12 protein-coding genes are annotated in these 12,079 nt (G+C 65.5%); 9 read left to right on the forward strand and 3 right to left on the reverse strand.

Going from position 1 to position 12,079, the window contains the following annotated elements; genetic code table 11:
• Together ACFU4Z_RS09140 and ACFU4Z_RS09145 are read left to right on the forward strand one after the other, a co-directional pair.
• Positions 1-552: a YceI family protein gene (locus ACFU4Z_RS09140; protein WP_379060915.1), complete on the forward strand. Its 552-nt coding sequence runs from the start codon at positions 1-3 to the stop codon at positions 550-552.
• A gap of 144 nt (positions 553-696) precedes the next feature.
• Entirely contained in the window at positions 697-924 is a 228-nt protein-coding gene (locus ACFU4Z_RS09145) for a DUF3107 domain-containing protein (RefSeq protein ID WP_379060916.1), read from the forward strand.
• A 166-nt stretch (positions 925-1,090) separates the two neighbouring features.
• Here the strand turns inward: ACFU4Z_RS09145 and ACFU4Z_RS09150 are convergent, their stop codons facing one another.
• Complete coding sequence (locus ACFU4Z_RS09150) at positions 1,091-1,756, reverse strand: TetR/AcrR family transcriptional regulator (protein WP_328405286.1); 666 nt, start codon at positions 1,754-1,756, stop codon at positions 1,091-1,093.
• A gap of 322 nt (positions 1,757-2,078) precedes the next feature.
• Here ACFU4Z_RS09150 and ACFU4Z_RS09155 point away from each other — a divergent pair, with 322 nt between their 5' ends.
• From ACFU4Z_RS09155 to ACFU4Z_RS09185, 7 genes are all read left to right on the forward strand, one after another.
• The gene (locus tag ACFU4Z_RS09155; RefSeq protein WP_379060918.1) at positions 2,079-3,068 is read left to right on the forward strand and encodes a DUF3152 domain-containing protein; all 990 of its coding nucleotides are present in this window, start codon (positions 2,079-2,081) and stop codon (positions 3,066-3,068) included.
• 130 nt (positions 3,069-3,198) lie between these two features.
• Positions 3,199-4,383, forward strand: coding sequence for an adenylyltransferase/sulfurtransferase MoeZ (gene moeZ / locus ACFU4Z_RS09160; RefSeq protein ID WP_379060919.1), 1,185 nt, complete (start codon positions 3,199-3,201; stop codon positions 4,381-4,383).
• 120 nt (positions 4,384-4,503) lie between these two features.
• Positions 4,504-5,355 carry a TIGR02569 family protein gene (locus tag ACFU4Z_RS09165; protein ID WP_379060920.1) on the forward strand — a complete coding sequence of 284 codons (852 nt, stop codon included), beginning with the start codon at positions 4,504-4,506 and terminating at the stop codon, positions 5,353-5,355.
• 311 nt (positions 5,356-5,666) lie between these two features.
• Complete coding sequence (locus tag ACFU4Z_RS09170; protein ID WP_379060921.1) at positions 5,667-7,523, forward strand: SCO2524 family protein; 1,857 nt, start codon at positions 5,667-5,669, stop codon at positions 7,521-7,523.
• A gap of 4 nt (positions 7,524-7,527) precedes the next feature.
• On the forward strand, positions 7,528-8,445 hold the full coding sequence (locus ACFU4Z_RS09175; protein ID WP_379060922.1) for an SCO2523 family variant P-loop protein: 918 nt from the start codon (positions 7,528-7,530) through the stop codon (positions 8,443-8,445).
• A gap of 32 nt (positions 8,446-8,477) precedes the next feature.
• On the forward strand, positions 8,478-9,533 hold the full coding sequence (locus ACFU4Z_RS09180; RefSeq protein WP_379060923.1) for an SCO2522 family protein: 1,056 nt from the start codon (positions 8,478-8,480) through the stop codon (positions 9,531-9,533).
• A gap of 1 nt (position 9,534) precedes the next feature.
• On the forward strand, positions 9,535-10,521 hold the full coding sequence (locus tag ACFU4Z_RS09185) for an SCO2521 family protein (protein ID WP_379060924.1): 987 nt from the start codon (positions 9,535-9,537) through the stop codon (positions 10,519-10,521).
• A gap of 5 nt (positions 10,522-10,526) precedes the next feature.
• Here the strand turns inward: ACFU4Z_RS09185 and ACFU4Z_RS09190 are convergent, their stop codons facing one another.
• Together ACFU4Z_RS09190 and ACFU4Z_RS09195 are read right to left on the reverse strand one after the other, a co-directional pair.
• The gene (locus ACFU4Z_RS09190; RefSeq protein WP_379060925.1) at positions 10,527-11,387 is read right to left on the reverse strand and encodes a hypothetical protein; all 861 of its coding nucleotides are present in this window, start codon (positions 11,385-11,387) and stop codon (positions 10,527-10,529) included.
• Between the two features lie 37 nt (positions 11,388-11,424).
• Positions 11,425-11,994, reverse strand: a complete 570-nt coding sequence (locus ACFU4Z_RS09195) for a GNAT family N-acetyltransferase (protein WP_379060926.1) — start codon at positions 11,992-11,994, stop codon at positions 11,425-11,427.
• Positions 11,995-12,079 lie beyond the last annotated feature (85 nt).

The raw sequence follows: 12,079 nt of genomic DNA on the forward strand, positions 1-12,079 counted from the left end.
ATGACAATTTCTGAATCCAATACCGCAGCCGCCACTTCGCTCAGCACGGGTTCTTGGGCGCTCGATCCGCTGCATTCCTCGGTCGAGTTCAGCATCAGGCATCTCGGGATTTCCAAGGTCCGTGGTCGGTTCTCGCGCTTCGAGACCGAGTTCGTCGTCGACGAATCCGGCGCGGCCACCATCGGCGCCGTCATCGATCTGGACTCCTTCGACACCGGCAACGCTGACCGGGACGCCCACGTCCGCAACGCGGATTTCCTGGATGTGGCCAACCGGCCGACGCTGTCCTTCCGTGTCACCGAACCGGTCCTGATTACCGAGTCGTTCGTGGTGGAGGGTGCGGCGACGCTCGGCGCCATCACCAAGCCGATCACGCTCGAGGTCGAGTGGGGCGGGGTGCAGGAGTTCGGGGCAACCGGCGATCGGCACGCCGGATTCTCGGCCGCCGGCACGATCAAGCGCACCGATTTCGGCGTCGGCGGGCCGCTGCCCGGCATGCTCAGCGACACCGTGAAGATCGAACTGGAAATCCAGCTCATCGAGCCCAAGTAACCGTCGCGGCCCTGTTCGCTGAGAGCGCAGGCGGTCGTGTGCCTGCGCGATACGGCCCTGCACTAGCCTTGATCGGACAGCGAAGAGCGCTCGGGTGGACCAAGGTCCGCACGCCGCACAGGACTCTAGGTTCGGAGGTTGGCCGTGGAGGTCAAGATCGGTATTTCGGATAGCCCGCGGGAGATCGTGATCGTCAGCTCGCAGACTCCCGACGAGGTCGAGGCGCTGGTGTCCGGTGCGTTGAGCGGCGCAAGCGGCGTGGTGGCGCTGACCGACGAGAAGGGTCGCAAGTTCCTGATCCAGGCCGCCAAGGTCGCCTACGTCGAGATCGGCACGCCCACCGGCGGCCGGGTCGGTTTCGCCGCCGTCTGAGCTCATCCGCCGCGTATTCGGGGAGCAACCACCGGGTGTCGCAACTGTCGTTTCGAAGGACGACGGTTGCGGCACCCGCTGCGTTTCCGCGGACCTGCCGTACGAGCACACGAAATCGGTCGTCCCGGAAAACTCTCCGGAACGACCGACGAATGCGGGGAAACGCTCAGCCGATGGGGTGCAGCGGCACGTGTGACAGACCGCCCCATGCCAGCTGAACGGTGGTGTCGACCGCCTCTTCCTTCGGGATGGGACGGTCCGCCTCCAGCCAGTAACGGGCGGTGAACTGGCTGGTGCCGACCAGGCCGACAGCGAGGATCCTGGCGCGATAGGGGTCCAACCCGGAATCGTGCGCCACCAGATCGAACACCGCGTCGACACAGGCCTCGGTGGCCTGCTCGACCCGGCGCTGCACCTGCGGCTCGCTGGTCAGATCCGACTCGAAGACCAGCCGGAAGCCCTGCATCTCGTTGTCGACGAAGTCGAAATACGCCTGCACCGCGGCGCGCACCCGCTGCCGGTTGTCGGTGGTGGAGCGCAGCGCCTGCCGGACGCTCGACACCAGCATGTCGACGTAGTTCTGCAGCACCGCGAGGTAAAGCTCCAGCTTGCTCGCGAAGTGCTGATAGAGCACCGGCTTGCTGACTCCGGCGCATTGGGAAATCTCGTCCATACCTGCGGCGTGGTAGCCGCGCTGAACGAAGACTTCGCTTGCCGCCGCGAGCAGCTGTAGCCGTCGCTCGTCGCGTGGAAGCCGGGTACCGCGTTTGGTCGGTGCCACGGCGGCGGACGACGATCTGCGGGACGTCATCCGGTCCACGAGGTCAGTCATTTTCGGCTCTCCCAGTCGATGCCCCGGCAAGAGGGGATGTACACCGGGTATCCCAAGAACGATACCCGTTCATCGACCATATGCGGACCCGGGTTCCCACTCCTGCCCGCTGGTGAGAAATGTCGCAGCAAACCGCATCGGGAGGTGTGCCCGGCTTTCGGGTCTTGTGTGCTGTGAGAGTCTGGTGTGTGTGACCGACCGACCGGAAAGACCCGGCGGCGGGCGAAATGCGCACCGCCCCGCCGGCTCCGACGCGTCCGGTTCTGCAGGGGCGGGCCCCCTGGCACGGTCCCGAACCACCCGTGATCCAGGCGGGGTCGAGGTGTACGACCCGCTGGGTCTGAACCAACCCGCCGACCGATCCCACCAGCCGTTGCGGGCCCGCTGGGATCCCACCGCACCCGACGAGGGCCGTCAGCGGCCGCGGCCGGAACGCGATACCAAAAAGCAAAGTGCACTGGGCAGATTCGTGTCCACCTACGGTTGGCGCGCCTATGCGCTTCCGGTGCTGTTCGTGGTCACCGTGCTGGTGATCGTGGACGCGGTGCGGGGCGGACCGGACGCGGTGGGCACCGCGGGCAGCGCGCCGGGATTCGGGCGGCTGAGCCCCCACGCGGCATCCGCGGGCATCATCGGAGCACCGCCCGGTGACGGCCACTTCCCGACCGATCTGCCGTCCGGGGCACTGCCCGACGGCGGCGCGTTCACCGAAACCGGTACCGGCGCTTGGCATGTGGTGCAGGGAACCACCGGGCAGATCGGAACCGGCGCCGAGCTCGAGTTCAGCTACACCGTCGAGATCGAGGACGGAGTCGACACTTCCGCGTTCGGCGGCGACCAGTCCGTCGCCAAGATGATCGACTCCACCCTGGCCAACCCGAAGAGCTGGGCGCACGACAGCAAGTTCGCTTTCCGGCGCATCGATCAGGGCAGGCCGGACTTCCGCATCTCGCTCGCGTCGCGTGAATCCTCCCGCAAGGCATGCGGTTTCGACATCCCGATCGACTCTTCGTGCTTCAACGCCGACCAGCATCGGGTGGTGCTCTCCGAGGTGCGCTGGGTGCGCGGCGCGATCGCCTACGAGGGCGACATCGGCTCCTACCGGCAATACCAGATCAACCACGAGGTCGGTCACGCCATCGGCTACCACCAGCATCAGCCCTGCGAGACCGACGGCGGACTCGCGCCGGTGATGATGCAGCAGACCTTCGGCATCAAGAACAATGACATCGCCGCGCTCGATCCCGACGGCGTGGTGCCGATGGACGGCAAGCGCTGTCGCTTCAACCCCTGGCCTTACCCCCGCGGTTAGGGCGGCCCGCGAATGCGGGACGATGGGGCGGGAAGAACGGTCCGCTCGTCGGTGTTGGACAAAGAGGAGTTGCGCCAGGAGCGCAGCTACCGCACTGCGATCGGCCAATTCGATTCGAGGAGTCCTGGACGTGTCATCACCTAAGTCCCTCCCGCCGCTCGTCGAGCCGGCCGCGGAGCTGACCAGGGACGAGGTCGCCCGCTACAGCCGTCACCTGATCATCCCGGATCTGGGGGTGGACGGGCAGAAACGGCTGAAGAACGCCAAGGTGCTGGTGATCGGCGCGGGCGGACTCGGCTCGCCCGCACTGCTGTATCTGGCGGCCGCCGGTGTCGGCACCCTCGGCATTGTCGAGTTCGACGAGGTCGACGCCTCGAACCTGCAGCGGCAGATCATTCACGGCGAGTCCGACATCGGCCGCCCGAAGGCCGACAGCGCGCGCGACTCGATCCTGGAGATCAATTCCGGCATCGATGTCAGGTTGCACAAGATCCGGCTGGAGCCGGAGAACGCGGTCGAGCTGTTCGCCGAGTACGACCTGATCGTCGACGGCACCGACAACTTCGCCACCCGCTATCTGGTCAATGACGCGGCGGTACTGGCGGCCAAGCCCTATGTCTGGGGCTCGATCTATCGTTTCGAGGGTCAGGTCTCGGTGTTCTGGGAGGACGCCCCCGACGGCCGCGGCATCAATTATCGCGATCTGTACCCGGAGGCGCCGCCGCCCGGAATGGTGCCTTCCTGCGCCGAAGGCGGCGTGCTCGGCGTGCTGTGCGCGTCGATCGGTTCGGTCATGGTCACCGAGGCGATCAAGCTGATCACCGGCATCGGCGAGCCGCTGCTCGGTCGGCTGATGGTGTACGACGCACTGGACATGAACTACCGGACCATCAAGCTGCGCCGGGATCCGGAGCGTCAGCCGATCACCGAGCTGATCGACTACGAGGCGTTCTGCGGTGTGGTGTCCGAAGAGGGCATGGCCGCCGCGGCCGGTTCCACCATTACCGCGCGTGAGCTGAAGGAGCTCATCGACGCGGGCAAGGAGATCGAGCTCATCGATGTTCGTGAGCCGGTCGAGTGGGACATTGTGCATATCGACGGCGCCACGCTGATTCCCAAGGACCGCATCCTGTCGGGTGAGGCGCTCTCGGAGCTGCCGCAGAACCGGCCGATTGTGCTGCACTGCAAGACCGGTGTCCGATCCGCCGAAGCCCTTGCCGCACTCAAGCGCGCCGGTTTCTCCGACGCCACCCATCTGCAGGGTGGGGTTATCGCCTGGGCCAACCAGGTCGATCCGTCATTGCCGGTGTACTGACGCGCCTTCCGGCTCCGGCGCCGCCGGGTCCCGCCCTGGGTCCCGGCGCCGTCGTGGACGGGCCGTGATCCATCGGCGCGGCGTTCTTTATGGGGCAGATGCTGGGAGTACGGTACGGCCGTGACTTCTGTGGAACCTCCCGAGCACGTGCGCGCCACGTTCGGTCTGCGCGAAGTGACCCCGGTTTCGCTGGGAGATTGGGACGGCGGCTGGCGTCTCGGTGACGTGGTGCTCAGTCCCGTTGCCGATCATGCCCGAGCCGCGTGGTCGGCGAAGGTGCGCGAGACATTGAAGGTCGACGGGCTGCGACTGGCCCGCCCGGTCCGTGCGACCGACGGCCGATATGTCGTATCCGGTTGGCGCGCAGACACTTTCCTGGAGGGGATTCCCGAGCCGCGCCACGACGAGGTGGTCTCGGTATCGCTGCGACTGCATCAGGCCACGGCAAAACTCGAGCGGCCACGTTTTCTGGTGCAGCCGCCGGTGGCGCCGTGGGTGGACGTGGATGTCTTCGTCGCGGCCGACCGCGCCGCCTGGGAGGCGGTGCCGCTGCGCAGCCTGCGGGCCGGGGGCACGCCGCCGGCCACCTCGCCGGACGGCGTGCGCAGCATGGAGCTCATCGGCCAGTTGGCCACCTTGCGCAAGCAAGTGCAGTCGCCTGCCCAGTTGGTGCACGGTGACTTGTTCGGCACCGTCCTTTTCGCGGGCGGACTCACCCCTGGCCTCACCGACATCACCCCCTATTGGCGCCCGGCGCCATGGGCCGCCGGGGTCATCGTGGTGGATGCGCTGGCGTGGGGCGGCGCCGACGACGGACTGCTCGAGCGCTGGTCCGACCTTCCGGAATGGCCCCAGATGTTGTTGCGCGCGGTCATGTTTCGGCTCGCCGTGCATGCACTGCACCCGCGCTCGACCCCGGAGGCTTTCCCCGGTCTCGCTCGCACCGCGGACATGGTCCGACTCATGCTCTGAGGAGTTGTTGATCTTCTGCTTCGAGGCCCGCCGGGGGGCTGACTGTGGCCTGCGTCACGATTGCTCTATGCTCTGACAACCGCTGCGGTCCGGCGGCTGTGTTCCGCTTCGACGACTGCCCCGATTGTCCGGCGGTCGCCCATGCTCTGACGGTTGCACACCTGGCTCGGCAGGCGTCGGTGTCAGGTTGGATCTACCCTTGCGGAGGTCGCGCGAAAAGTGTGGCGCCCGTGCTAATTTGGACGAAGTCGCCGGTGCGGTAATCCGTTGGGTTGCTTGATGTCTGCGACATGGGGTGAGGACGGCGGCAGGTGAGAATTCAGCCTCGGGCACAGATCTTGAATGTTTGGAAGACCTTGATCGCCACCTGCTATAAGGACGGCGAGTGGCAGTGGGGCGGTCGGGACGGCACCAACTCGATCAGTGATGCCGAGCAGTTGCTGTGCCTGCTGTATCCCGCCACCGAAATCAATGTGCTAGCGCTCGACCGGCCGGACGATATGGCCGAGGACGTCAAGGACACCCTCGAGGCGATGGGCGGCGCGACGCGGATCGGTGAGGTCATCGTCCGCGTGCTCGAGGAGTACATCGAGAAGCACACCGACCCCGACGGTGAGCCCGAATTCGCTGCGGGAAGCTATCTTCGGGCCAACGGTGGCCTCGAGCCGACCTCCGCGCAACGCGAAATCGAGGTCGTCGACTCGTACTCCATGTCGCTGACCCTCAGCATCGCGTCACTGGGTTTCCTTCGTGTCTTCAGAGGGTTTGTGCAGGGACAGACCTACGATGAAGCCAAGGAGCTCGGCGAACGCATCCACGTGCTCAGCGAGAAGATCAGTATCCGGCTGACGTCGGCGATGGTCGGTCTGCTGCGAAGTTTCGTGGTCAACACGGTGTCGACGAAGTCGGAACCGGGCGAGACGATCATCAAAATGCTGAACCAGACCGGTCAGCCTCCGAAGGTGATGGCGGAAAACATCATTCGCGGTCTGGAGCCGGTGCGCACTCAGCTGCGCGGCATCAAGCTCGCCACCGTTCCCGGCGCCGAACTCGGTGCCGAGGACATGCTCTTCGAATGTGGTTGGACCTGGGGTATCGCCAAGAAGGCCGACAGTATTGATTTCGTGCAGGCCAAGATCGCCGATCAGCCCGGCAGCGCGGATCCGCGCCCCTATCTGTATTTCAGCGTCGTCGCGCTGGACGGCATCAACGACCTCACCTCGCAGCGGACCCGGCAGTTGGACCTGCTCGACGAGACCCAGCGCAGGCTGGCCGAGGCGTTGCAGACGCGCTGGCATCTCACGCAGCTCTACTGGTCGACGGTCGCCCGGTTCGGCGCCGGTCGCTGGCCGCTGGAAGACATCCCGTGGCGAACCTCCGACGGTCAGGAATCCGACTACTACAGCCTCGTCGTTTCCGCGGTGCTGATCCAGGATCTGGTCAACCGCACCGCCAATGACGAGGATCTGACACGAGCGGTGGAGATCTTCGACGAATTGGCCCGGCGCGGCCGAATTACCCGGCGCGTTACCAAGGACGACCCCTCGGTGGCTGTGCATGTGCCCGGGGTGCGGATGTCACTGGTCGGCACCGAGGACATCGGCGATGGCCCCAGACTGTCCTGGATCGTCTCCGACTTCGCGCCGGTGCTGCTCAAGCGAATTCTGCAGGCGGCCAGATTGTCCGGCAATGTGACCGCGCGCGACCGTTTGATGGAACTCGCGAAATCGGTGATGGAGCACCTGGACTCGCGGGTCATCCAGGACGGGCCCGCCGCCGGCCTGTGGGACGATTCCGCACGCGCGTTCGGTCTGACGGACATCTCGCCGTCGCAGCCGTCGTGGTATCTGACGGAGCGGGTGATCGAGGGTCTCGTCACCGCCGACCGTACCTATCGCTCGCTGCCACTGCGTCCGGTGACACTGGTCGACGACGCGGTGGCGCTGCTCAACGAGGCCGAACATTTGCTCAACCGTGAATTGCTCGAGGTCAATGCCGCCGACTTCACGGCCAACCGAAGGGCGCTCGCGCGGATCGAGCGCCATCTCGACCGAGCACGACGGTTGATCGACGAAAGGCCGGGAACCGCAGTCGTTCTCACGATGCGAGCGCTGGACCAACTCGACGAGTTGGCCTACGCCGACCAGGACGCGATGAGGAGCAACTGACGCCATGCTCGTGTTCTCGACCTCCGACAAAGGTGGCACCGGCCGTTCGGTGACCAGCTGCAACATCGCTTTTCGGCTGTGTATGAGCGGCAAGAACGTCGCGTATCTGGATTTCGATTTCGGCTCGCCGACCGCGGGAGCGCTGTTCGAGATCGGAGCCGTGGAACGTGGTATCTCCGACGGCACCGGGCTGCACTCCTATCTGCTGAACGAGAACGAGACGACGACCAGAATCGATGTGCGCGCCAAATCCGATCGGGTCGAACTGTGTCGCATGCCGATGCGTTCCGGAAAGCTCGTATTGTTTCCCGGCGACGAGGGCGGTGCGGAATTCCCGACAACCGGAACCGCCATGGTCGAGCAATGTGTGAAGCTGCTTTCGAAGGTGATGGGTGAATTCCATGTCGTCATCGTGGATCTCAGCGCGGGGCGTTCGGCGGCGGCACAGCTCGTGCTCGAGGCCACAGCGCACCCGCAGCTCGCCGAAGAGACCATCCGCTGGTTGATCTTCCACCGCTGGACGCGACAGCACATCATGGCGGCCAGCGCGCTGGTGCACGGTCCGAGTGGCCTGCTGGAGTCCGGCGTCGGGTACGGGCACGACGAGAAGACTCTGCGCGAGTCGATTCGGTTCATTCGAACGGCGGTCCCCAACCCGTTCACGCAACCGGGCAACGACGAATCCGCCCAGGCCCGATGGCTGCTGAAACAGAATGCGGCGCTCAAAAAGCTGGCGTCCACCAAGCGACTCGGCCAGAGCACGCTGCTCGGGGAAACGCCGATGGAGCCGATGCTGCAGTGGCGTGAACAAGTGATCCTCGACGCCGATGTCGACGCGAAGATCGCCAATATCGAGACCACCACCGCTTTCGGCGAACTGGCCCGTCAGCTCACCGATGACGCTGTGTGGGAAACGTTCTGACCCACCCCTTCCAGGAAGGATTTCGATCGCCAGTGGAGACCGCTGCGGGCTACAGCGAGGCGACGGCAAGCGCGACGATCACGTCGGCGCCGCTTTCGCATCTGTCTATCGAGGTCGGGCATTTCTACATGAACGACCTCACCAATGGCGAGGATCGGATCAGGGCGCAGTTCAAAGAGGTCAAAAGGCGACTCGACTCGAATATCGGTTATGCGAAGGACGAATTCGGTCCGAAGGCCAAGGTGAGTACGTGCTTTCTGATCGATGACTACTTCGGCCCCGACACCGACCCGGGGCAGATCATCGGAAAGTTGCTCAAAGCCGCCGATGAATGCGGTATGACGATCGACTATCTGGCCCGTGAGGAAGGGTGCTTCGAGTCCCCGGTGTACGTGGACGGCGTCGCGACCGGTGCGCGGATCCCGCTCGCCGAGATGGTCGCCTCCTGGATCGTGCCGGAACCGATTCTGCGGACGACGGGCCGCAGGCCGCCCACTGACGTGTCGGGCTGGCTGTGCAATGGTCGCCGATCCTCGGACTACGACACGGTGCAGGCGATGCGCAGCGGTGAATACCGGTCCGCCGAGGAGTACGGTCGCCGCGAGCATTCGATCTTTCTCGACACCCAGCTGTGGGCGGTGCCGACCAAGAAGTCTCGGGTTCGCGCGGACGCGGACCGGGTGTGGGCCTGTCCCTTCCTGGCGTCGGTGTGGCAATTGATGCGCTTGGATCTCCTGCGCTACCACGGCGCTCCGGTGGCGCAACCGCAGCTGTGGCCCGTTTCCGACGACTCCGGCGAATTCAGCTGGCCGAAGGCGTGGCGTGATATGCCTGCCGTGGTGCAGTTGAATCCCGGCGCGCACCCGTTCGCCGCCTATCGGGCGGTGTCGATTCTGCCGCGCACCTACGTCAGCATCGAGCACGCGGTCGAGGTCATCCTCGGCCACCTCGAGATCGACGACGAGGTGATCGACCTCGCCGTGCGCAGCGGCGTCAAAGACGGTGTCACGGTGCCGCGCCCGGTCAGCCATCGGCTCGAGCACTTGTTCGTCCCAGAAACCTGGGCCGGCCAGGCGACGACCGCCTGAGATGGCCGATGCGATGGTCCTTCCGGAGCGCACGCTCATCGTCCTCGGCGAAGTCCGCACCTGCTTGGTGCCGGCCTCGGGGGCATTGAGCCGTGTCGAGGTTCGTAATCTGCTGGCGTTGAAGCCAGGTCGTCCGGTGCGGTCGTGGGAGCGGCCCATTCCGATGGCGATCTCGCCGACCATGCTGGTCGGCGTGGATTGTCTGCTGGCGACAGGCACCGGCGCCAAGGCGGAGGCAAGGGGCACGGTGGCCACCGATGCCGTGGTGGTCGGCGGCCGGGTGCTGCAGAGTTCGGTGCGCACGGCAGTCGTGCGCGCCGCCAGGCCGCAGCGCGAGAAGTGGGAGCACTATCTGCGCAGGGGCGGGGTGACCGAGGTGATCAACAAAATCAGAAGTGACATCGGGACAGACCTGGTGCACGGGTTCCTGCACCGGCCGATGGGGTCGGACACCTTGGACCTCGGTTCGATCAGCGAGCGGCTGCTGGCCAAGGTGCGGCTGGATCGCGGATTGGATCAGCGGTCGCCGCTGCTGGCCGGTTCGACTCGGTTGCGGTGGACTGCCCGGCTCGGCGCTGTGGAGGTCCCGCATGTCGAGTTCCGGCTCGAGGACGACGAGGTCCGCACCGTGCAGATCATTGTCCGGGATGTCGAGGATCTGGCTGTGGCCCAACAGTTCTGCGCCGACCTCGCGATGCACGACTGGCTGCTGACCGCGGTCGTCAACGCGGTCGAGGAGGCGGATCGATTCGACACGGCGAGCCCGGATTCCGCGCGCGTCCTCGCCGCGGTCCTCGAACACCTCGCGCATCTGTGGATGCCGGGTGCGCACACGCCACCGCGGTTCCTCGGACTGTGGCAGCAGTTGGAGCTCAGGCCGGGGTTCACTCGTGATTGGGACAGCCGGGTAGGTCAGTTGCGTAACCGTCTTTCGGTGGCGACGCTGGCCGCCCTGCGTGAAGCCAAGGTGTCCACGACGAACTGGTAGCCGTTTCACAACCGGAACCACCTGCGGACGAGCAGGGCGAAGAACACCGAGGTCGAGACCGTGCCGACGTACGCTTCGATCACCAGCAGGGTCTGGCCGACACCGCCGATGTCCGTGGTGTCGCCGACGCCGATCGGATTGAGGAAGTTCATCAGGCACAGATAGAACGTCGCGGGGACCTCCACGCCGGCGATGAAGCTGATCGTGAGCGTGAACCCGACCAGCAGCAGAGCCATCCAGGCGAGCAGCCGGTATGGCTGATATCCATAGCCGCACAACAGGTCCGAGATATGGCCGCCGGTCCGGCGCCAGCTGGGCGGGAGGGCCTCGTATCGCGCGCGAGCCTGGGCGAGGCCACAGCGGTCGGCATCGTCGTCGTCTTCGTTCTGCCGGTGCAGACTTCCCGCGCGCCGGAACGCGAGCGCCGCGTGGCCGGGCAGCCAGGCTGAGCGCAGGCAGTCGCCGAGGCGTTCGTATGCCTCGGCGAGCATGGTGTTCTGGGTGCCGCTGAGCCGCAGCGGGCCGCGGAACTCGACTTCGGCGGCCAGCAGGGCGGCCAGGAATTCGAGCGGAACGGTGCCGTGTTCGTCGTCGTCGGCGTGTGGTTCGCGGGTGGCGGCATAGAGATCCGCGAACACCAGGCTGTCACCACGCCGCCGGATACCGGGTGGTTCGTAACTGGCGACGACGGTTTCGACATGCGTGTTGAAGGAGTCGAGCAGCCGCTCCTCACGCGGCTGCCGGTGCCGGCCGTCGAGACCGGCGAGGTGGTCGATGATCTCTTCCGCGTACACAGCGGCGTGCCGATGGATCCGGGTTGTCATCGACGCGACGAAAGTGGATGACAGATCCGGTTGATCGGTCATGGTAAATCTCCCCCGGGAGTGACACGTCGGCAAGACGTTATTTCCACCATAGCAATGGAATTCGGCTATTGGTTGGCTCCGGCGACGGCTTGAGCCATCGCTTGTCGTTCGGTCCGGCGATCGGTGGGCCGAGGGGAGTGCGCTGGATTCGGTGCATCAGCACGTCGCGCGGTTCGTCGTCGCCGAAATACCGCCGATCGTGTCCGACCCACTCGAATCCCGCGTTCTTGTACATGGCGGCGGCGCGCTGATTGGTCGGTCGCACGGTGATGAAGATCCGGTCGACGCGGGCGGCGCGGCAACTCGAGATGGCCCGCTCGAGCAGCGCGGTGCCGAGTCCGCGGCGCTGGTGGACCCCGGCGACGGCCAGCCCGAGCACCCATGCCAGCTGTGCCGCGTTGATGCCGACGATCGCGTATCCGCAGACGCCCCCGCCGATTTCGGCCACCACCCAGTGCGATCCGTGCAGATCGAACAACTGGCGCAGGATCACATAGGAGCAAGCCAGGTCCCCGAGCTGTTCCTTCTCCAACGCGGCGATGTCGGCAAGGTCCTCCCGCGTCGCAGTCCGATAGACCGGTGTCTGCGACTTCTTGCTGATATCCAAATGCTCACCTCTGTCACCCCGATGTGAGTCCGCTTTCCAGCGTAAAGCGTTGGCGCCGTGCGGGGGTCGAGACGGGTGAAAGCCG

Source organism: Nocardia sp. NPDC057440 (assembly GCF_042802915.1).
Classification (GTDB): Bacteria; Actinomycetota; Actinomycetes; order Mycobacteriales; family Mycobacteriaceae; genus Nocardia.